The organism is Pseudanabaena sp. FACHB-1998 (assembly GCF_014696355.1).
GTDB lineage: Bacteria > Cyanobacteriota > Cyanobacteriia > Pseudanabaenales > Pseudanabaenaceae > Pseudanabaena.
This window is the reverse complement of the sequence record NZ_JACJQA010000045.1, coordinates 17,021-40,107: the sequence shown is the minus strand read 5'-3', so window position 1 is coordinate 40,107 and position 23,087 is coordinate 17,021. Positions and strand designations below refer to the sequence as shown.

15 protein-coding genes are annotated in these 23,087 nt (G+C 42.9%); 2 read left to right on the top strand and 13 right to left on the bottom strand.

Translation table 11 applies throughout. From position 1 onward, the window contains the following. Positions 1-128: 128 nt before the first annotated feature. Complete coding sequence (locus H6F42_RS17895; protein ID WP_190400735.1) at positions 129-5,693, bottom strand: hypothetical protein; 5,565 nt, start codon at positions 5,691-5,693, stop codon at positions 129-131. Between the two features lie 237 nt (positions 5,694-5,930). Here H6F42_RS17895 and H6F42_RS17890 point away from each other — a divergent pair, with 237 nt between their 5' ends. Further along, positions 5,931-6,341, top strand: coding sequence for a hypothetical protein (locus tag H6F42_RS17890; protein ID WP_242018506.1), 411 nt, complete (start codon positions 5,931-5,933; stop codon positions 6,339-6,341). Positions 6,342-6,395: 54 nt separating this feature from the next. On the opposite strand, the gene H6F42_RS17885 is transcribed toward H6F42_RS17890, so the two are convergent. Then, complete coding sequence (locus H6F42_RS17885; RefSeq protein ID WP_190400734.1) at positions 6,396-8,009, bottom strand: iron uptake porin; 1,614 nt, start codon at positions 8,007-8,009, stop codon at positions 6,396-6,398. A gap of 347 nt (positions 8,010-8,356) precedes the next feature. Here H6F42_RS17885 and H6F42_RS17880 point away from each other — a divergent pair, with 347 nt between their 5' ends. Further along, the gene (locus H6F42_RS17880; RefSeq protein ID WP_190400733.1) at positions 8,357-9,049 is read left to right on the top strand and encodes a HEAT repeat domain-containing protein; all 693 of its coding nucleotides are present in this window, start codon (positions 8,357-8,359) and stop codon (positions 9,047-9,049) included. Positions 9,050-9,123: 74 nt separating this feature from the next. Here the strand turns inward: H6F42_RS17880 and H6F42_RS17875 are convergent, their stop codons facing one another. The 11 genes from H6F42_RS17875 to H6F42_RS17825 all read right to left on the bottom strand — a co-directional run bounded on the left by H6F42_RS17875 (position 9,124) and on the right by H6F42_RS17825 (position 23,049). Next, a complete protein-coding gene (locus tag H6F42_RS17875; protein WP_190400732.1) occupies positions 9,124-9,891 on the bottom strand; it encodes a sterol desaturase family protein in 768 nt (255 codons plus the stop codon). Positions 9,892-9,972: 81 nt separating this feature from the next. Continuing rightward, a complete protein-coding gene (locus tag H6F42_RS17870; RefSeq protein ID WP_190400731.1) occupies positions 9,973-10,887 on the bottom strand; it encodes a pentapeptide repeat-containing protein in 915 nt (304 codons plus the stop codon). A 22-nt stretch (positions 10,888-10,909) separates the two neighbouring features. Next, positions 10,910-12,550: an acetolactate synthase large subunit gene (locus H6F42_RS17865; RefSeq protein ID WP_190400730.1), complete on the bottom strand. Its 1,641-nt coding sequence runs from the start codon at positions 12,548-12,550 to the stop codon at positions 10,910-10,912. Between the two features lie 232 nt (positions 12,551-12,782). Then, positions 12,783-14,147: an NAD-dependent succinate-semialdehyde dehydrogenase gene (locus tag H6F42_RS17860; RefSeq protein ID WP_190400729.1), complete on the bottom strand. Its 1,365-nt coding sequence runs from the start codon at positions 14,145-14,147 to the stop codon at positions 12,783-12,785. A gap of 280 nt (positions 14,148-14,427) precedes the next feature. Next, positions 14,428-14,883 carry a DUF29 domain-containing protein gene (locus tag H6F42_RS17855; RefSeq protein ID WP_190400728.1) on the bottom strand — a complete coding sequence of 152 codons (456 nt, stop codon included), beginning with the start codon at positions 14,881-14,883 and terminating at the stop codon, positions 14,428-14,430. 30 nt (positions 14,884-14,913) lie between these two features. Beyond that, positions 14,914-15,279: a hypothetical protein gene (locus H6F42_RS17850; RefSeq protein ID WP_242018505.1), complete on the bottom strand. Its 366-nt coding sequence runs from the start codon at positions 15,277-15,279 to the stop codon at positions 14,914-14,916. A 59-nt stretch (positions 15,280-15,338) separates the two neighbouring features. Beyond that, positions 15,339-16,781 (bottom strand): adenylate/guanylate cyclase domain-containing protein, encoded by a 1,443-nt coding sequence (locus H6F42_RS17845; RefSeq protein ID WP_190400726.1) that lies wholly within the window; start codon positions 16,779-16,781, stop codon positions 15,339-15,341. A 151-nt stretch (positions 16,782-16,932) separates the two neighbouring features. Further along, complete coding sequence (der, locus tag H6F42_RS17840; protein WP_190400725.1) at positions 16,933-18,291, bottom strand: ribosome biogenesis GTPase Der; 1,359 nt, start codon at positions 18,289-18,291, stop codon at positions 16,933-16,935. A gap of 210 nt (positions 18,292-18,501) precedes the next feature. Beyond that, on the bottom strand, positions 18,502-19,887 hold the full coding sequence (locus H6F42_RS17835; protein WP_190400724.1) for a DUF2330 domain-containing protein: 1,386 nt from the start codon (positions 19,885-19,887) through the stop codon (positions 18,502-18,504). A gap of 39 nt (positions 19,888-19,926) precedes the next feature. Further along, on the bottom strand, positions 19,927-20,802 hold the full coding sequence (locus H6F42_RS17830; RefSeq protein WP_190400723.1) for an RnfABCDGE type electron transport complex subunit D: 876 nt from the start codon (positions 20,800-20,802) through the stop codon (positions 19,927-19,929). Positions 20,803-21,099: 297 nt separating this feature from the next. Continuing rightward, positions 21,100-23,049, bottom strand: coding sequence for a cation transporting ATPase C-terminal domain-containing protein (locus H6F42_RS17825; protein WP_190400722.1), 1,950 nt, complete (start codon positions 23,047-23,049; stop codon positions 21,100-21,102). Between the last annotated feature and the right edge of the window lie 38 nt (positions 23,050-23,087).

Genomic DNA, 23,087 nt, shown 5'->3' with positions numbered 1-23,087 from the left:
TATTGCTCTGGGAAGTGATTAGTACTGCTCAAAGTGGAGAAGCTGTTCAAAACCCAAGAAAGGAGTTGCGGCGATTCGCGCCGCAACTCCTTTCTTGGGTTTTGTGTCCTAATTAAGAATGGCAACAGCTATACATTAACCTCAGGAAAAACAAGCGGTTCGCTCAGAGTTTGGCTCATATTGCCAACGATCGCTTGTAAATAAACACGCAGTTGTTGGAACTTAGCGATATTAGGCTGATATGTGCCATCAGTCTCCAACTCAAATAATCGTCCAGAAAATAGCTCACTACTGAGAGTCGGATCTTCCAGTACCACGCCCTGTTCCACTTCTTGCCAAGGGAAAAGTCCTTCAGGCAAATCTCCTTGCAAAATGGTGAGAATGCGATCGCGACAGGATTTGATATTAATGCCACGCATTTGTAAATTCTTTAGGAGTTGAGTGGGATTAATGGATTTAGTTAGATTTAAGCGACAAATTTCTTGTAACAGGAAATAGTCAGAATATTGCTGACGAGCCACATCGTGGAAATTAGGATAGAGTGGAGAAACTGCTAAGCCTGTGGCAACTATCGAAGTAGATACAGGATCAATAACTGCATTGGGGAGTTTTTGAGACAGCCAACGCGATAGAAGCGGGATATTTACCGTACTACCAAGTAATAATACTTGATGCACATCTTCTCCTAAAATCCCCGCATTACTGAGAATAAAGTTAAGTTCTCGGTTAAGTCGTTGAATAAATGGTTGCAAAATCAAGTTTTCCAATTCACGACGTAGCACCACAATAGGCTGCCCCAAGATTTCTTCATTCCATGTCTCAAGATTGCTATCTCTACCAAATGTAGCTTTGACGCGATCGGCAAGATCCATCATTTGTTGTCCAATTTGAGAACTCAATAGATACTGCTGAAGGAGGCTACGTTGCTGGGGTGCAGATACGCCAATCTCTGGAATGCTTAGATGATCGAATTTGAAAAGATGACGATTAGGATTAGTGATTAATTGCCAATGGGGATAGAACAACTGCACAATAATATCTTGACTAATACTTAGCCCTGCATAGTCCAGACTGCGTACATGAATCTTAGAGCGATCTATTGCTTGTTTATTTATCCCTTTAGTTAAGCAAAGACTGGTCGTAACAGCACCTGCATCAATTAACAGCGTAATTTCTTGAGAGAGTTTCTGATCGTGCAGTAAAGACACAACGGGGGCGATCGCCTGTTCGACCGACATTACCTGCTCTGGTTGCGCGACTAAGCCCGCCTTCAGAATTGCTTCGCGGACATTTAAGATATAGGTGTCCGACCAATTTGAGGGATAACCAAAGACAACTCCACTTAGCTTTAAGAGAATTAAACCAACATCAGGTAATTTGGGATGATTGGAACGAGTTTGAATTTGTTCCAATAGATTTTTTAGTCCCGCAATTAACCACCGAAGACTGACTTGGCAATTGTCTGTCCATTGAAGTATTGGCTGCCAAGTACTGACTCCTCGATAGGGAAGCCCTAATTTTAAGAATTGCTTGAAATGGACTAAAGCCATTTCTCCTTCTTCTAAACTAGAACTTTGATTCTTTTTAACAAGCACTCGAATCTCTTTATTTATGGGATCGTCAAGGCTATGATCGGAATCCCACACTAACTTACAGGGCATTTCATCAGCTTCATCTAGATAGAGCGGATATACTTTACCTGTATTCGCATTGAGTAGACTAACCCGAATGGCAGTGCTACCAAAATCTACACCTAAAATCCAATTGTCATTAAGGCTATAAACTTCTTTCTCTGGTGGTGCGGGAATTAAGGATTGACTACGAGATTCTAATACCAATGAATCAATGTCAAGAACATTATCTAAGGAGTCTGTAATAGGTGCGACGGAAGATAGCCCAAGTTGCTCGCGATGCTCATCCAGTAGTGGTTCTTTAAAATTAAAAGAATTGAGATCGTTAAGCAGGTTATCCCACTCATTATCAAATTTATTGTTTTGGGAATCCGCAAACTCATTGAGCAATAAGTCTTCATCCTCATCATTATCACTACCGAAATTATCGAGGTCACCATCTAAATCATTAAAGTTTGCCTCATCAATGTTGGCGATCGCTATATTTGAGGAAGTTGAGGAAGTTAAAGAAGAAGCAACCGATTTAGGCTTGTCTACAGAATCGGCGAAACTATTCAGCTTTTCATATTCTAAAGATGCGAAAAACTCATCTGCTGAAAGCTCTGCCGCACTTTCACTAGGCTTATTCTCAGATTTCTCCTTAGAAATTGGCTGGACTAGAGTTGCCTCTATTTGCTCTAAAACACTACTCCAATCATTGTCTTGAATGAGATTTTCTGTAGGGTCTTCTAAAACGGTTGGCGCATCTTCAATGGCAATAAAACTGGTTGCGTCTGAAGCACTACTTGTCATTTCAGTAGACGCAAATCCTTGCAGAATTGTATCTAACTCTTCAATAATTTCAATTGGTTCTGAAAAAGTTATCGAATCCTGTATTGTCTCTGCACCAAAATCAATACCTTCGCTCCTATCTGGTGACAATGATTGCATTACGGTATCAATATCTTCGCGGCGATGAGTTTCGGAAGTATCAAACTGATTGAATACATGTTCACTTTCAGTTACAGGATCAAACCCAAATAAAAGAGTATTAAAATTATTCTCATTTTCAAGGGAATTTGTGTTTGTTTTGTCTACGGATTCAGATTGGAGAGTGTTGCTAGAAAGATCATTGAGATAGTCTTGTTCAAGATTTGACGAAAATATATTAGCTTCAGAGACTTCAGGGACTTCAGCGACTTCAGGCGATCGCACAAATAACTGGTCAAGTTCATCATCACTGTCAAAGGGTGTGGGTGGTGATGTATGTTTGGCAGCATTTTCAGCTATTACCTCAGCAAAAATCGCATCCATATCATCACTAGATGCAGCTTCCGTTCTAGTATTTTCTCTTTCGTCGGCATTGGAATCGAATAATGAATCAGGATTATCAAATATTTCAGGTATTTCCTTAGATTCCGTATCAAAGGGTGATCCTAGAGAGTCTGGATTATCAACTTCTAATTGTTCTCTGGATTGAAAAATAAGTGAAGTATCGTCAGAAGAATTGGTAAATGAGTCCGCAAACTGCTCTATAAATAGAGCATTCGGATTCTCAATGATTTGTGGTATATCTGAAGACTCTAGAGACGATGGTTGGGGGGTAACCTCTTTATTCGGTTCTCCCACAGAGATATCAATGATCGTGGGATAGGACTCAGATTCTTCCGCATCCCAGCTAGTGAAAGCATAGGGTGTATTGCGAATAAACTGATCAAGATTAGCCGCAATCAATGGATCGCCCCCAATCCCAGATTCAAGACGTTCGAGGTCAGAACTGAGTTCATTAACTAACGAATCTTCCCATTCTGGAAAATCATTAGCATTGTCATTAGATTTATTAGTCAGTAGAATCAGCGATTCCTCTGAATCTTCCGCTTGATCGCTGAGAGATCGGTTTAGAAATTGCTCAATTGGTTCCGTAATTTTATAGTCTGAGCTTTCCTGAACTACGGCTATATTTTGATTACTTTCTTTGTTTAAAGTTTTTCGATCTTTATTACCCTTAATAAATAGCTCCGATGAAGGATTAAAAATAGGTTCTTGAGAGTTCTCTTGAGCAAAGTTTTCGCCCATATCCAGATTTTCACTGCCTATCCAAGACATTAAATCTTCATCTGGTGAGACTTCTACTATATTAATGGGAGTTTGTTCACTGCGCTCGTCTAACCACAACATAAGCTCAGGGGTGACAGGCTCAGTGATATCACCCATATCCATTTGCTGTAAATCTTGATCATATTCCCTGAAGAGGGATTCTTCCCTATCAGTTCTACGCATATCGAACATTTCAACTATTTGGGTTGCGGCTTCTACATCAAAGTCTGGATTTAGCTCCCTTGCTGCCAAAGCGCTTTGACGGTCTTCAATAATCTGACCATCTAGCGAAATATCAATTAAAGGGTTGGGGGCAGTATCTTTTTCGATAGACTTCTCAAAGAGAGTGTCTGGAGATGCTCCTAGTAAGCTTTCAAATTCAGTTACATTAGGCTCGATCTTGTCTTCCCTAGGGTTGACTGCGGCTATCAAAGATTCCAGTTCTGCAATATCTTCACGATAGCTAACTACCTCATCCGAGGCGCTATCTTCTCTAAATTCATCCAAACCCACTTCGGAAGATATGGAAATGTCTGAGGGTTCAATTTCGATAAAACCCACTTCGGAAGGCATGGCAATATCTAAGGGTTCAATTTCGATGAAACCCACTTCGGCAAGTGATTCCAAATTCTGGAGATCATTCTCTAGCTCGTTAACTTCAGATACTTCACTAATAGGTTCTCCAAACTCATTACCCGCTAATAAGGCACTAATGAGATTTTCGTCAGCAGGCTCAGTTACGGTTTCGAGATAGTGAATAGGAATATCATCGGGTAACTCAGGCAAAGAGGTTACGATCTCTGGGCTAGTTATAACTCTAGGACTAGGAACTTGTTGTTCCGACTGTTGGCTAATGCGATCAACTAAGGCGTTGATTAAGGCTTCTCCCTTTTGCTCAAGGGTTTCAATGTGATCTAGTTTTGCCGCGATCGAGCTTTGATAGCTTTGAATATCCTGCTCTAGCGATCGAAATGTGGAATTAAACATTTCGTCTAGATGTAATAAAAAGCGATCGGTTTGCTCTTGGACTTTGTTGACAAATTCAGCTTCCTGCGGTGAGACGGAGCTAGGCTCTATGGGGTCGGCAGTTGGGGATGATAGATTTATTAAATTATCTTGTAAGGTCTGAGCCACAGTCTGGTTTACAGTACTCGCTACTGTTCCTGCCATTGTCTGTTGCACTGTATCGGTTATTTGATCTCGCAAATAGTTATTAACTGATTGCAATGAGCGATCTAAGGATTCTTGATGGGCGCTTTGAAAAGCTTGAAACTGCTGCATCCAATTTGCCCGATCGCCTTCTAGTTGCGATATTTCGGCACTAAGCTTTTGTTTTTGCTGATTTAAGTTGATTAATTCTTGATTAATTTGTGATTGCTGCTGAGCTTCCACCATTTTATTGAGACTAGCAGAAATTTCACCCACCATAAGCGCCCTTTCGACGGCGAGAGTTTGGCTGACTACTTCCTGTACCGATAGCTGGACAGACTCCTTAACTACTTGTTGCAGCGTTTGTTGAATCGCTTGCTGGAGAGCAGCAATCATGCGATCGTTGACAAACGTAGAATTAGGTTCGGGTGTGCCATTTGTCATGGTGCTAGTCTCCATTACTAAGTCAGATTCAGCGCCAAATAAGTTGCTAATTACTGGGCTAACTAATAGGGGTGGCAATGTTTCTAGTTTATCTGTTTTAGATTTTTCTGTTGTGCGCTCTGTATTAATCTGAGCATTTACGGTAATTTCATAAGGCTCTTCACTATGGGGATAGGCTGGTCTTTGTAAGCGCGTTACCAAAGCTTGATATTGCTGCTCTAAGTTACCCAGATGAGCATCGTCTGTTAGGGTTTCAAGATGCGATCGCAACTGTTTGAGCTGCTCTCTTTGGTGAATTGTATCTTGGGATGCTTTCCTCGATACCGATCCTACAGGGCGGCTCAACAATGCATTGATTTCATCAATCAAACTACTAATCAGAACTTTTGACATAACGCCCCCTAGATGACCTCCATGACGATAAATATATAGACGGGTTTCGAGAATTTAGAGTGCAGAACATCATAAATCCTAGATTTCCCAAAAATGGCTGACAAATAAGAGCTTAGATGAGCTAAACTTTAAAGCCAAATTTGTTAGCAGACAATAGCACACATCTTTCCCAGTTTTTTGCTAATATCTTGGCGATTTTTCTATAAATTTTTTTGTGAGTTTCTGGCGAATATGACTATGAAAAATAACTCGCATGTTTCTTCGATAATTTCTATTGCTAGATATCTTCGGGGAGTGACTAATTGCTTAATGGTGTCAGCGATCGCCACTTTATCAACTTTAGCGATCGCCAGCAGTGCCTTAGCTGAGCGTCGTGAGGTGGATATTCGTTTGCCTGTCAATCAAGATGAAGGCTTTACGGTTATGACCCGTAGAGCGGAAATATTGGCGCGATCGGCAGCCCAACGCACTTTTGATCGCGAGGTGCTTGTGTCGGATGTAGCAGTAAAAGTTACCGCCCAAAGTCAAGATCAAGCAGCGATTATTTTGCAGTTGATTGTTTCTCGTGATGAATGGGCTAGTCGTCCCGATCCCAAAGTATGGGCTACCTATTTCCCGATGGCTAAAGCGCTCATGGGTATTAGATAAATAAAAAAGAGGTCACGATGTGACCTCTTTTTTATTTTTATTTTTTATTCAGCCTTAGAAGGAGAATACAGTTCTCAAAGTACCAACAAAGATAGTGCTGTTAGCGCTGCTGTTGTTGGGGTTGAAGATGAATTGAACATCAGGAGTGATTCTGATATTGCTAGACACTGGGAAGTTGTAGAACAATTCCAAGTTAGTTTGGGTTGCGTTGCCAATCTTGCTTTCGATGAAAGGCTGACCAACAGCAATACCTGCCATTGCTCCTTCCTTAAACAAGTCAGGGAAAGCAAATCCAAACATCCAAGTTTGAGGGCTCAGGCTGTTGGAAGTTACCCCAGCATTTACGCCAAGAGTACTTGCAAACGAACCTGCCGTACCAACTGCTGTACCACGATTGTCAATGGTTCCAAAACCGTAACGTCCGAATGCTGCAATTTTCTTGGAAAATGCCCATTCAAAGTTTACGCCACCTGAAGTGACATCAGCATTAGCGACTGCACCTCTGGTGAATTGAAGCTTGAGAGCAAAAGGTTTAGATTCGTCGGCTGCTTTAGGCGCATATTCAAGTTCAACAGTACCTTGGTAAGGATCGCCAAACAAACCACGATTGGTTGCGGCGGCTGTAGGCTGTGATGCATTACCAGCTAAGTACAACGCACGGAGGCTAAAAGCTGTCTTGTTGATATTCCAATCAATAAATGCACCAGCTCCACCTGTTTGACTATTAATCAAAACTTGGAGAGGGTTATTGATGAAGAATGTGGAAGAAAAGTCTACGGCTTCGTTGTTTGCAAAGCTGTTGGTATCAATGTGATCGTAGGCGTGCATTACAGGGCCCAAGGATACACGTACTTGATCGCCAACATTGAAGTCATAACGAAGTTTAGCAAGGGTGAAGTTGTTGCTTGCACCTGCATAGTCTTGACCGTAGGTATCAAAACCGATATTGCTATCAGTACCAACACCAAAGGGAGCTGCTGCACCAAATGTACCGGGTACAGAGCCGCTCGAGTTACCAACTTCGAGTCTGGTTTTCAACAAGTCACTGCCAGTGAAGCTGGTGTTGAGGTCGAGACGAACACGGCTAGTAACGAAAACATTGGTGTTAGTAGGAGCGAGTGTGTTGCCACTACCGCCTGTAACTGCCATGATGGCTTCGCCAGAAAGCTTAGTGGTGGTAGAGAATTGTTGAGCTTCGAGCTTAGCGGTCTTAGCATCAAGGGCATCTACACGACCACGAAGGGTTGCCAATTCAGAAGCAAACTCTTCTTGAAGCTTTTGCAAGGTGGCAAGATCTTCTTTGCTTACTTTGTCAGCTAGACCAGCAGAGATAATTTCGTTGATTTTGTCTAAGCAAGCGTTTAAACCCGCAGCAAATTCATAGCGGCTAGTTGCTTGCTTTCCACGGAAGGTGCGATCAGGATAACCAGCGATACAACCGTAACGTTCTACTAAGGATTGTAGTGCGGTGAAAGCCCAGTCAGTAGGCTTGACATCACTTAGCTGAGATACGGAGGTAACGTTTTGGGCTACTGGATCGCTGCTAATAGCTTGGCTAATTTCCGAAACGCCTGTGGTGGTTTCGGCGAACATTGGAGCCGCCGCTACCGCGCCAAAAACTCCAAGCAAGCCTAGGCTACCAGCCAAATTCAAAGATACTTTTTTCATATTCCACTCCTCACGAGAGTAAATTTAGGGTTTTGTGCAGATTAATCGATTTGATTTATAAGATTAACAAAACGATTAAGACAGTCTTATTAGACTAGGCTTATATAAAATAAGCTTTCATGCCTCTGTATACTGATAAGTTCGCTACATAAGTACAGACTGCGTTTGTATCCTAGCATACCTAGTTTTGATGTTAATTCATTCTATCGGGGCATCTTAAAATTTTATTGGAAGTATCGCTACAAATTGTTTGGTCTGAAATCTTCGCGCGACGGAACAATTTTAGTTTTTATTAAGTTCTGGAGCGTTACCATTGGTTAAAACTTTATAAATTTATAGAAATTTTTATGTCTTTACCTGATCCAAATCTAAATATAAGCAATATTGCTGAACAACTAGAGAGTGAAAATTCTCGCGATCGCCTACGGGCGTTGGTGTCTTTGCGAGATTTGGCTCCAGAGGAGGCTGTGCCTTTAATTTTGAAGGTAATTGACGATGAAAATTTGCAGATTAGGTCGATGGCGGTATTTGCCTTGGGGCTAAAGCATACGGAAGATTGTTTTCCTGTCCTAGCCAAGATTTTAGAGACGGAGAATGATTATGGAATTCGAGCCGATGCGGCGGGGGCGATGGGTTATTTGCAAGATAATCGGGCTGTAGAACCGCTTTTGCGAGCTTTTTATGAAGATACGGAATGGCTGGTACGATTTAGTGCGGCTGTTTCTTTGGGAAATCTGGGAGACTTACGAGCCTATGATGCGCTGATGCAAGCCTTAGATAGCAAGGAAACCATGTTGCATCAGGCGGCGATCGCGGCTCTAGGAGAAGTTGGCGATATCCGATGTGTGGATGCAATTTTACGTTTTGCTCAGTCTGATGATTGGCTGACCAGACAACGTTTGGCGGAAGCCTTAGGAAATTTGAATTGTGACAAAAGTTTGTCCGCTTTAAATTATCTAGTTAAGGATGCTCATCCGCAGGTTGCCTCAGCCGCGAGATATGCTCTGGAGCGCTTAGCACCCAATCAAGAAAGCCTTTAAAAGCGCTGCAAAGCAACGCTTTTAAAGGCTTTCTTAGTATTTGAACTTAAAAGGTGCTTCAGCCCCTTTTAAGTTCAAATTTTGAGGATTTCTATAAATGGATAGGATAAATGCTTAAAATAGCTAGTTTTGGTTTTAAGTTTAGACCCATACTTTGAAGGTGATTTTTCTGAAGATAGATGAAAAGTCCCAAATAAATAATCAATGATTGGTAGCTGAACGGCAAGATTTTTATTGGATAATTCGGGACTGCTGGCATGATGCCAACGATGAAATTCGGGCGTAGCAATAATCCATTTAATAATCGGTATTTTTATCTGAATATTGGCATGGATAAAAAAGGCGATCGCACTAGAGAAAATTGCATAAATTGCTAACGCTTGTGTCGAAAAGCCTAACCAATAAAGGGGAATCATTTGACAGGCTTTGGTTAAAATCTGCTCGAAAGGATGCACCCGTACAGTAGATAGCCAATCAATCTGCTCGGAACTGTGATGAATTACGTGAAACTTCCACAGCCAAGGCACAGTATGCATCAACCGATGCAAAATATAAAAGCTTAAATCACCGATAAAAATTGCTACGGGAACTTGCAAAATCAAGGGCTGCTGTGAAGTAAAACTTGTCAATATCGGCATCGATCCTTGACTCAACAATGCAACGATAATCAATAATTGAGTTGTCCCTTTACCAATAAAAAACCCTGCAAAGTAATAGCAAAGATCGGTAATTGTGCCATCACGCCATAAATTTTGTTTGTGCATTGACCATATTTTTTCAATGGGGACAAACACACAAATAAGTATTAATAGACCTTTAAAAACATCGGGTATTTCTAGCATTAGAGTTATCCAAAATCACAAAATGCATAGTCATTTTGTGATTTTAAAATCCTTACTGGGTTTAATTTTTAATTCACAAATTTATAGCTTTTCTAATACCAGAGCATACTCTGACGGTGATGCGATCGCTTGGTGGTCATCCTTAGCCCAGTTTTTAGGAAATTTGCAATTTTTAAAAGTTGCGCCATGCCAATCAACATCTGTAAGATTTGCCTTTGTAAAATCACAATTTTCAAGGTCAGCATTGATAAATCTTGCCTTAGTTAAATCCGCCCCATCAAAGGAAGTGATCAGTGCGGATTTAACTTTACGCAAGTGCTTTGTAAATGCTTGAGTTGCTAGAGCGGCGGGTAAAATTGCTAATGCGGCAAATAGAAGGGCAAAATGAATCTCTTGGTAACGGAGCCAACTGTAGCCCGATGAAATTGCTGAAGATACTCCCACTGCAATCCAGATCATTCCTATAGAGATCGAGCCTTTGCGATAGCCAAGGTAGATGCCAAATAAGGCGGCGACAAAGGCGGCTACCATAATAATAATGCCCATTACGGGGACAGCAGGGCTAAGAATAATTGAGGTAATGACCAATAGGCTAATAAGTCCCAGAAATGTTAGAAACATCCACCGAGAGGAAACAACTGTCGCTGCTCCAAAGCCCACAATCCAGAGAGGATTGGTGAACCATCCATAGAGGTTAGGTAAGTTATCACTCATGCCACATCCAAAAGAGACATAGTTAAGCTGCCATGATAACCAGCCGAGCGGAATACCCCAAAGGATATGTAAAGCTATTTGACTAATTTCAGATTGTATTTTTTTATAATCATGCTTGATTTCTGTTTTTGAGAAATCAGCACCCGTAAGATTTGTATTCTGAAAATCGCAGCCTGTTAGTCTCGCACCCGTAAAGTCAACGGTAGCTGGATTTTCTATCCGCAATTCTTCTTGAAAGGATTGATTGTAAAAATCTTGATAGCGGTAGTTTTTATCTTGCATAGAGCCATCTCCCGAGTAAGTATTATAAAGGGCAGGTTAATTCACCAACTTTGCGAGAAAACTTCATATTCTCGCTGTAGTCTACGGGGCAATCGATAACGGCTGGGATATTCTGTTCTAGAGCGTCTTTGAGGGTAGGAATTAGGTCGATCGCTGAGGTGATCCGATAGCCTTTGAGTCCCATGCTTTCGGCTAGCTTTACAAAATCAGGATTCCCAAATTTGACAAAAGCCGATCTGCCATAGTGAATATTTTGTTTCCACTCGATCAGTCCGTAGCCGCCATCATTAAAGATGAGAGTTACAAAGGGTGTACCGATGCGAGTCGCCGTTTCGAGTTCTTGCATATTCATCATGAAGCCGCCATCACCTGTGACAGCAACAATCTTGCGCTGAGGATTAATTAATTTTGCGGCGATCGCCCCCGGAATCGCAATACCCATTGCGGCGAAGCCATTGGCAATAATGCAGGTATTGGGGCGATCGCAGTGATAATGTCTTGCCATCCACATTTTATGTGCGCCCACATCGGAAATGACTACATCCTCATCCCCCATGACTTGGCGGAGGTCGTAGATAATTTTTTGGGGCTTAATGGGGTAGCCTTCGTCATGGGCGTACTGCTCATAGGTGGCAAGGATTTTATGACGTAGGGCGATCGCATGAGGTTCAGATCTGCCTGTGCGATCGCAACGATGCATAATTTCCACTAATGAATCAGAAATATCGCCCACTATTTCCACCTGTGGCATATAGCTACTATCGACTTCTGCGGGCAATTCACCAATATGAATAATGGGGATTGTGGCTTTAGGATTCCATTTCTTTGGGGAATATTCGATGAGGTCATAGCCAATGGCAATTACTAAATCCGTTTCATCAAAGGCACAATTAATGATGTCCCGTTGCTGCAATCCCAATGACCAAAGGGCTAAAGGATGGCGGTAAGGGATGACACCTTTACCCATAAAAGTATTAGCCACGGGAATATTTAAGCGAGTGGCAAAATCGGTGACGGCTTGGCTGGCATGGGAGCGAATTGCTCCATTGCCGACTAAGACTAAGGGATTTTTGGCTTTGGCAATTAATAGGGCGGCTTCCGACAGACTGCGATAGGATGCAAACATCGGTTGGCGATCGCCTTTAGTGGATAAAGGGTTGCCTGTGACTTCCATATCGGCAATGTTTTCAGGCAAGTCAATATGCACTGCGCCCGGCTTTTCGGAGGTGGCTAATTTAAATGCTTTGCGGACAATTTCTGGGGTAATGCTAGGACGGACTATTTGGGCATTCCATTTCGTGACTGGCTCAAACATAGCGACTAGATCGAGATATTGATGGGAATTGGTATGCATTCGGTCAGTTCCCACCTGTCCAGTGATCGCAATTAAGGGCGCACAGTCCAAATTGGCATCCGCAACCCCTGTCATTAAATTCGTTGCTCCTGGTCCTAAAGTGGAGAGGCATACGCCCGCTTTACCCGTGAGCCTTCCATAGACATCCGCCATAAAGGCTGCACCTTGTTCATGACGCGTCGTAATAAATTTTATTGATGAGTTCTCTAGAGCGTTGAGAACTGCCATATTTTCTTCCCCCGGAAGACCGAAAATATATTCCACTCCCTCGTTTTCTAAACATTTGACTAATAATTCGGCGGTATTCATAGTTGTTAATTCCTAAAATCTTTACAACTGAGCTTTATGCAGTTGTAAAGTGATTGTCGTTTAATCTTTAAGTCTTCGCAATTGTGTAAATCACACCTATAAAGTGATTTTTATTTAATCCTAAAGTCTGTAAAAGGGCGCTTCGCGCCCTTTTACAGACTTTAAGTAGCTAGAGTTGCGCCCCTACGGGGCGGAACTTTACAGGTTTGGGTAATTTATTTTGGACAAGCACTTATTTGATCCAAATAGTTTTGATATTGACAAATTCGCGGATGCCTTCGCAGCCTAATTCTCGACCAAAGCCTGATCGCTTAATCCCACCAAAGGGAACCCGCGGATCGGATTTGACCATCCCATTTACAAAGACTGCCCCAGCCTCAATTTGTTCGATCGCCTGCTCAATTTCTTGCTCATCATTACTCCAAAAGCTTGCCCCCAGTCCAAAGTCTGTGCTGTTTGCCAAGGCAATCGCCTCAGCTAAGCTCTTAACTCGAAATATGGAAGCAACGGGGCCAAAAAACTCCTGATAATAAGGCGGCGCACCTTGCGGAATATCTGCCAAAATTGTGGGTGCATAGAAATTGCCTTTGTCCTTGAGGCGATAACCACCGACAAGGATTTTTGCGCCTAAGTCCACAGAGGCTTTTACCTGCGAATCGAGTTCGTTGAGAATTTGCGGTGTGGCAAGGGGTCCCACATCAGTCTCAGGTTGCAGGGGATCGCCCACTTTTAAGGCTTTAAATTTTTCGACAAACTTATTAATAAACTGCTCGGCGATCGCCTCTTCAATAATGAAGCGCTTCGCAGCGATACAGGTCTGACCATTATTCATCACCCTAGCGGTCACGGCTGTATTGACTGCTAATTCCAAATCTGCGCTTTTAAAAACAATAAAGGGATCGCTTCCTCCTAATTCTAAAACCACTTTTTTGAGATGATGTCCTGCGATCGCCGCCAGACTCTGTCCCGCAGGTTCACTGCCTGTCAAGGTTGCCGCCTTAATGCGATGGTCAGCAACTAAGCCTGCCACCTTATCTGCCCCCACGAGCAGAGTTTGAAATGCGCCTTCAGGAATCCCTGCGGCATGAAAAATCTCGGCGATCGCCAAGGCACATTGCGGCACATTGGAAGCGTGCTTTAGTAGCCCCACATTCCCTGCCATCAGAGCAGGTACGGCAAATCGAAAGACTTGCCAAAAAGGAAAGTTCCACGGCATTACCGCCAGAATAATTCCTAAGGGCTGATAGCGAATCATCGTTCGACTCGCATCGGTTTGGGCGGGAGTATCGGCTAAATATTGGGGGGCAGATTCGGCGTAATAACGACAAAGATGCGCGCATTTTTCGATTTCGGAGATCGCACTTTTTAAGGTTTTTCCCATTTCGAGGGTCATCACGATCCCAAGTTCAGTTTTTTTCGCCTCAAGGATATCCGCAGCTTGATGCATCCATTGAGCGCGATCGCTAAAACTTGTATGTCTATAGGTCGCAAAGGTGCGATCGGCAAGGGCTAATTTATGTTCGATTTCCTGATCTGTTAAAGGCGTAAAGGTCTTTAACAATTCCCCTGTTGCAGGATTTACTGAGGCGATCGCCATGATCTTTTCTCCATTCCTGAGAAGATAGCTTTAGCAGTTTGCTTTTTGCGTTTACAAAATCACAAACCACTTACTATTCAAGATCATAAGCTTTGCCATTAACAAACAACCTAATAGTTCAAGTTACTTTATTATTTGGACAATTACAGCGCTTTGCGCTTGCTTAAAACCCAGACAAGTTAAAAGAAAGCTCGCGAAGCGAGCTTTCTTTTAACTTGTTCAAAAAGAGGCTTAAAAAAGCTAAAGATGGGCGACGCTTTGCGTCGCCCATCTTTAATCATCATTCCCAAAAATTAGCATTGAGCATCGTATCGATGTCGCGCCCAAACTGCCATGTATCAGGAAATTGATATCCTTTAGGCTCATAATGGTCGCGAACGGAGCCTAAAGCTAGATCCCAAGCATCATCAAAAATTTCATTCCAAACTGCCCTAAGGCTAGGAGTTTTTCTGAGTCTCAGAGCGATCCGTCGGCGTTGCTCTTTAATTGTGTTCTGCCAGCCATTAAAACAGTAGGGCAGGTCTACATAAACCCGTTTGAGGCAATGAGCCAACAAAGTTTCTAAACGACTTTCTAACTCATCACGGTAGGAACTACCCAAGCTCTCAATCTCCTCTATTAAATTTTCTAAATCCACATGATCAAAATCCTTAGCCTTTAGTTTAGCTACAGTATCTTGAGTCCATAGCAAGAAATCGGACTCATATAGAGATTTACGAACGATGGATTGAGTCATTTACTGCTCCTTGTCTATTCTTTTGGCGCTTTAAATTACTTGAAATTTAGGATTGTTTTTTAGAGAAGTGGCATCAAAAGATTGCGCCCAGAATAAAAACTTATTATTAATAATTTCGGTATTAGGTTCGATCAGCAACGCCAAATAATTACCCTGTTGCTTAATTACTACCGCCGTATAGTCCTTACCGTGAATCACCGCATGGGTAAAATTTTCCACAGGCAAAGAGGCGGCTAATAAAGACTTTAGACCCAGTGCTTGAAAAATCGGTTGAACCCAAATGATACTTTTGCTGCCATCAACAAGAGTGTAATATTCCTTAGGTAAACCGCTCAAATCAAAGGTTGCGGCTCCAAGGGTATAGGATTCAAATGATCGTTCTTCTAAGTCTGTCATAGTAATTCTGGCAGAATCGCTCATAGCATTTTAAATAATCAAGTCTGAGCGCATAAAAATTAACTTTTGGAGTGAGTATTTGCGTGATTAATAGTTTCAGGGATCTTATCAATTAAAAAATAGGTTTGCATCTCTCCTTTGCCCTTAATCATAATCTTGCCGCGATCAGCAAAATTATATTTTTTCTGCAAAATGCCATAAGTTGAGTCGGAAACTTGAATATTCCCTGCTAAGCCGTGAGACTCCATCCGACTAGCTACGTTAACCGTATCTCCCCACAAATCATAAATAAATTTCTTGATCCCGATGACCCCAGCCACCACTGGTCCCGTATTAATCCCAATCCGAATCGTAAAAGGCTCTCCTAGATCGCTAGCAAAATTGTTAATTACTTTTTGCATATCTAGAGCCATGTCCGCGATCGCCTCGGCATGATTGGGGCGATAGGTCGGTAGTCCCCCAACTACCATGTAGGCATCACCAATAGTTTTGATTTTTTCTAACCCGTACTTCTCGGCTAAATAATCAAATTCAGAAAAAATTTCATTCAGCAAGCATACTAATTTGACTGGTGCAACTTTAGACGACAGTTCAGTGAAATTTACAATGTCGGCAAATAAGACCGTCGCTTCATTAAAGCCATCAGCAATAATTTTTTCTCCCATTTTTAGGCGATCAGCGATCGCGCTAGGCAAGATATTAAGCAATAAATGCTCCGAAGTATCCTTTTCCTTTTGAATAATGGCTTCTGCTCTTTTACGTTCAGAAATTTCTTTAATGATGCGGGCATACATCTGATTAAAGGCAGCCATCACTTCCCCCACTTCATCTTTTCTCAAGGTTAGCATTGAGTGAAATTGCAAATTCATCTGCTCTTGACTGATCGAATCGGCTACAAGTTCCAGATCTTCACGCAGTTTTAAAATTGGCAAAATGACGATCGCCCCCAAAATCACCAAAGTACTAGCCGTCACAAACAGGGAAATAATCGCCACTAATCCAATAATTCGCCAAACATAGGCAACTAATTCTTGTTTAATAAACTCCACATTATGGCGAACAATTAAGACATACTCACTGCCGAATTGATTGCCATTCCATGCGACATCATAGCGATCGCCCTTATCACTACGGTGACGAACTATATTTTTGTCCCGAACATCGGCAGCAGTAAGGGTAGATACTTCTCCCATTTGCATGATGCGTCGTCCCGTATTATCTTCGATCGCCCAGCCTGCAATGTTGGTATCCCGTTTAATAGATTTGGCTAGATCTAAAAGCTGTGGCTCCGATTTCATCGATTGAGCCGATTGCAAAAAAAATCTTGCTTGAATGGCTGAGACATTTTCAGTTTGTTCCAGCAATTCCTGCTCGCGCCGAAAGTAAGACGGAACTAGAATAATTGCCTCAATCACAACAATACTGACAAAAATCCAAAAAGCTATCCGTCTTGATAATCTAGCTTTGGCTAAGCTCAGCAGTGCTTGCGATCGCTCTTCCATGAGTTCTCCCTGCTACTGATACTTATTGAATCGTAGCAACGTTATCATAGCAACCGTCATAGTGCTTAACACGAAAACTAAAAAGATGAGTTGCGGCGCGAAGCGCTGCAACTCATCTTTTTAGAAAAATAGCGCTTTACGCCATTTTTGTTTATCGAAGGGCTGAATTCTTTGATTTTTCGACTTCGCGATCCTTCTTGCCGCGCCAGATAAATCGGAGGGGCGTGCCTTCAAAACCTAGAGTTTTACGAAACTGATTTTCGATATAACGCTTGTAATTGTCGTTAAAGCGATGCGGATCGTTCACAAATAAAATGATCGTAGGTGGACTATCTGAAATTTGGGTGCAGTAATAAACCTTGCCCTGTTTCCCGCCACGACTGGTAGGCGGTGAGTGCCATGTGACCGCTTCGGTGAGAGCTTCATTTAAGATGGCTGTGGGGACGCGGCGTTTGTGTTGTTCGGCAGCAATATCAACGCGATCGAGGATTTGGGTCACACGCTGACCTGTCAGCGCACTTACAAAAATAATTGGCGCATATTCCACAAACATGAGGCGGCTTTTAACTTCGGCAGTGTAGTCGTAGATGGTGTAAGAATCTTTTTCGATCGCATCCCATTTATTGACCACAATTACGCAAGCTTTGCCTTCGTCATTGATCCGACCTGCCAGCTTTTGATCTTGGTCAGTCACTCCATCAAGGGCATCGATGACTAGCAAAACTACATCGGAACGCCCGATCGCTTTAAAGGCTCGGTTAATACTAAAAAATTCAATGCCGTAATCAATATTTTTTTTGCGGCGCACACCCGCAGTATCGATCAGGCGATATTTCTTGCCATCCCGCTCCACGGACATATCGATCGCATCGCGAGTTGTACCAGAAATTGGACTAACAATACTGCGATTTTCGCCGATGAAGGAATTCAGTAAGCTGGATTTGCCGACATTTGGACGACCAATAATTGCGACTTTGATTTCATCGCTTTCTTTAATTACTTCTTCGGGTGATGGTAAATGCTTAATTAATTCATCTAGCAATTCACCAGTACCATTACCATGAATTCCTGATAGGGGGATTGGCTCACCTAAGCCAAGATTCCAAAATTCGGCGGCTAACGACAGTCCATATTTAGAGCCTTCGCATTTATTAACAGCTAATAGCACAGGAATATTTTGTCTTCTTAGCCAGCCGCCCAACTGCTCATCGGCATCGGTAATTCCTGCTAATCCATCTACGACAAAAATAACGGCAACTGATTCACGGATGGCGATTTCCGCCTGTTCGCGAATCATAGGTAAAAATTCAGTTTCGTCGTCAAAAACTAACCCACCTGTATCAACGACTTGAAATTCATGTGCGCCCCAGAAACATTCACGATAAACGCGATCGCGCGTTACACCGGGTTCATCATAGACGATGGCATATTGTTCACCTGAGAGGCGGTTTACGAGAGTAGATTTGCCCACATTGGGGCGACCGACAATGGCAACAATCGGTAGCGGCATGGCTTTACAGTTTTAAAATTCCGAACTAACTAATATAGCTTTGTTTTTGTGTAATAGTCAATACTTTTAAGCATAAAACCCCAGAAAGAAGTGGCGGCGCTTTGCTCTGACACTTCTTTCTGGGGCTAAAGATCAAAAACTGTAGCGCACGCGCCGCGTGCGCTACAGTTTTTTTGGAGTTTTATATTTAACAGCGACTAGCCACTGAAGTTATTTCCAAATATTTTGCCAGAAAGGCGTTTCTACGGGATCAGGTAGACTCGAAATATTCATCTTGCGGCGAATATCGGCAATATTCCAACCCGTTAATTTGGATAGCGTTTGGGCTTCCTTCTCAAAACGGGGACGTAGCGATCGCCGATATTCTTTTCCAGCATCACAATTTGCTTCACCCGTAAAGGCATGTCTTAACACATAGCGTCCTTGGAATAGCTCTTGGTTAGAAGTTTCCTTAAAGGTGAGATCCTCAGGGAACTTATCGCGATTGTAGCGAATATGTAGGCGCGTGATGAATACTCGCCCATTGTTAGGACTGGGACGAGGGAGAATCCATCGCGATGATCCTGTTGGATTGGACGAATTTAGCCAAAATACTCCTGCTTTACGCAGTTCTTCTTGGGAGAGAGGTTCTGCTGAGCAGGGATCACAATTTGACATATCCCATGCATACTCTAAGAAAGCAACTTTGCGACCTTCCTTAGTATAGGAAGTTTGGAACATGGATTTGTAGAAATCGCCAAACTCATTTTTGACATAAACAGGAATATCCGCATCCGATGGAACCTTAATAGTGCGGTAGTTCGCAACTTCCGATCTTCCCTTTGGTGAGAGAATGTAAACTAGCAAATCCTGATCACCATTAGCGTTTAACATTCCTAAGCGAATGGGCAGCATAAACTTAGGAGATTCATACGCCATCATTAGCGGTCTGAGAACTTGAGAGCCAGTTTTGTTGAGTTCCGTGATATTCACCTTTGCCACAAAGAACTTCATGTTTTGGCGAATATAGGGCTGAAGTAAATCCTTTGCGCCTTGAGGAATTTTGTAATCATTATCAATCAGCCAAGCCTCTAATCCATCGGACTCTTTGGCGCTTAAGACGAGAATGTCATACTCACCAACAGAAAATTTGGCTTCGATGGTGACTTGATAATTGTCGCGCCTTGCCTTGGCTTCCATTAATGGAGCCGCACTTCTGGTAGCTCCTGCTGTTGTCATTACTCGATCATAGGCTTCATATCTGGCGCAAGGATCAGAGTCAAAATATTCCACTAGGCGAGGAGCGCTAAAGGAATCGAGGCGATCGATAATTTTCTGCTCACCGATGCGAACTTGTTCTTTTTTGAGAAGAACTGGCACAGGTACAACAAGGGCAAAGTCTTTGACATCGCCTTGATAGTCATTTGCCATGGTGAGAACCGTGCGTTTGCCATCGCGGGCGATGACTACTTGTGAGGCTTTGTTAAAGAGGCTAGCATCGGCTTGGGAGACATAAAAACCACAAAAAGCAAAGACCGCAGGAGAATAGGCAAAGACGACTAGACAAGCTAGAGCCGTATTAAGGATTACTCGCATCCAATTCTGAAAGTATTTCATAGGGAAGTTCTGAGCAAGGTTTTTAGAGAAATTCAGATATTAGCTAGAGGGTAGGGATTGATGGCGACGGTTTAGCCATTGGAAACGTGGCGCATTCCATAGGCGATCGCCTAGCACTGTTAGCGGCGATAGCAGGAACAGGGCATAAAACACCGCATCCGAGTTAAAGAACATATTCCGAAAGATAAAAGTTAAGAGAGCGATCGCTACTGCCCAAATTAATCGCGCTATCTTGGCATTGGGAATGGAACGCGGATCGGTAATCATAAATAGCGCAAATAGCAGGAGCGAACCACTGGTCAGCCGATGAATTAGCACATCCCAAGTCCAGCCTAGCCAGAGATTGCGGATTCCTTCGAGGACTGCGTAAGCAGCTAAAAACATAAAACTAGTATCCCAACGTCCTACTTTTTTGAGAACGATGCCACCTAAACCTAGAAATACTAAAGCATAGAGACTATCCTCGCCCCATTGTCCATTCGATACCCATGCGTGGTTATTCCAGAGATTATCTAGTAATAGAACGACAACTATGCCGAAGTTGGCAGGATTGAACCAATGTTTGCCATTAGTCCGAAAGATAAATTTGCTAGCGATCGCCAAAAAAGCCGCACAGGCGATCGCGCCATAGCTATCGGAACGCAATAGCAAACTCAAGCCTAAGGCGGTAATCGTGGCACTTTTAAGAGATAGCCACCGTTCAGCTTTTGGAGTAGACGGATTTGGAAATAAGCTGATCATTACTATTTGCGTAAGCCAACAGATTATGAAGGTAATCGCGATCGCGATCGGATTTAATGACCAGTCACGGGTACTTACACCAAGTAATAAAAAGACTGATAAAAAAAGAATTTGATAATCGCGGGCATCTTTGAAAATGGGGCTAATCGTGAAAGGCAATTTTAGAGACTGCATAGCTTTCTGACAAACCTAGGTTTAAGTTTTAATTTTCGGTTTAGTATAGCCGCCAAAATTTTAGAAATGATACTTGTTGCATTTTTTGTAACGATCAAAACTATAGCAATGTAAGTTTTGCTTAGGACATAAAACCCAAAAAGCGAGTTGCGCCGCGAAGCGCCGCAACTCGCTTTTTGGGTTTTGGTTTGTACTAGCTAACTCTTGCTTTGCTATAGAGACTCTCTTCACTATCCAAGAATTAGTGGCGCTTCGCGCCGCATCACAATTCTTGGGTAAGGGCAGCGAATGCTGCTATTAGCTAGTTTTAATTAGCTCTTGTACCCAAAATACGGCTGTAGCACTCAGAATGGCGATCGCCCACTCAATACCACTCAAAGGAACCGTTGCCATTAGCTCTCCGAACCAAGGTAATTGCACAAAGATAATTTGGCAAACCGCAATCAAAGATATGCCGATCAACAAAGGTAAATTGTGAAATATACTTTGACGTGCGATCGCACAGGCATGAAAAATTTGGCTAAAGCCAAGGGTCACAAACGCCATTGACCTAGCTTGCGAAAACATAGCTGTTTGTCCTTGATATTTAAGCCAAAATACCGCAGCTACAGCCGTAACGGAGGCGATTACCGCGAGCAAGATTCGTAGATAATTGCTAGAGCGGAGGATCGTCTGAAAACGTCGCGCAGGTTGAGCTAAGAGGATTTCGTGAGTAGGCTCAAAAACTAAAGGTAGAGAAACTAAAGGTGTGGCGATCGCGCCGATCCAAATTAACTGCAATGGCGGCATAGAAAACCCTGCGGCCGTATCCATGAGGGTGATTGTCGCCAAGGTAAAGGAACTAGAGGCTGTAAGCATGGCAGTCCGTTGCAGCCGATCAAAGATGGCGCGTCCTTCGAGAATGGCGATCGGCAGATAATGGAAGTCTTCCTTTGGCAAAATCAATCCTGAACTATCCTGTAGTTCTTTACGGCAAGTGCGATCGCTAATTCCCACATCCGCTAGGCGCAATAGGGAAATATCTTCCACATCATTACCGATTACTGCAACAGCTTGTGTAGACTTGGGACGATTTCCTTGCCATTCTCGAATCCTTTCTTGAGGTGCATCAAAATAACTATGGGTCTCGATGCCAATTACCTGACCAAAGGCTTGGGCATCTTCCTCAGAAGTACGGATTAATCCGCGCCATTCAATACCTGCGCGACTCAAGTTATCAAAACTAAGCACCACATCGGATTCCAGAATTGGCACGATGGTGGTGACCCTCGCTAGGGCATCTAAAACCGACGGAAATCTTGCCCAGATCCTTTGTCTGGCGAGATCGCCCATGCCCAGTAGTTGTACTTGGGTAGCGATGCGGAGCAAATTTTGCGGATAGGTACTCACGATTAAAGCCGCCGCCGTCATCGCATTGATGATGATCCCTCGCTGCCACGCGAAGGCGATCGCTACTACCGTAACAAAAATAGACAGTCCTAGCCAAAATCGTCGTAATTGACGCAGTTCTGCATGAATTACGGATAGAGGTTTTTCTTTAATGATCGCCGCCTGTTCTTGGGTGAAGCGCCCTGTTGCGACCACAATACCTTTGGCGTTCCCAGCAGCGACTTCTGTACCTGCGTAAACCATATTGCTGCAATCAAGGGGAGACACTTTTTCTTCAAAGGTCAAATCTGCTTTCTTAGGGCAAATCGCTTCACCTCCTAAGTTTGATTGATTAACTACAAAGTCTTCCGATACTTCGATGAGGCGCAAATCGACATTCGGGCGATCACCTTCCTTGAGAATTAACACATCGCCTAATACCAGATCCCGTGAAGGAAGTTCCATTTCATCGCGATCGCGTAACACCATCACTGAATTAGAAGGTTCATTTTGGCGGCGTTGAGGGCGATCGCGACTAACCTTCTCGCGAGTTTTCATCGACCATAGGGAAATCACTAAGCCACTCCCCCCATGCAAAATTGCCACTAAGATTAAAGCCCAGCCTTCCGCTCCATTGGCTTGAAGATAAATTGCGACTAACAATAGCAGGTAGGTTAAAGGATTTAGCCAAGGCTGTAAAAAGATCTTGCCAATGGGACGCGATCGCGGTGGTTTGTTGGCTCCCAAATGGCGTAATCTTTGTCTGGCATTCACATAGGATAAACCTTCTACCGAAGATTCCAAAGCCGTTAATACTTCCTCAACATTCATGTGATGCCAAGGTTTTTGGGTATCCGATAGAAATTCAAATTTGGTCATGATTCTATGTGAACGATAACGACTAAATAAATTTTTAA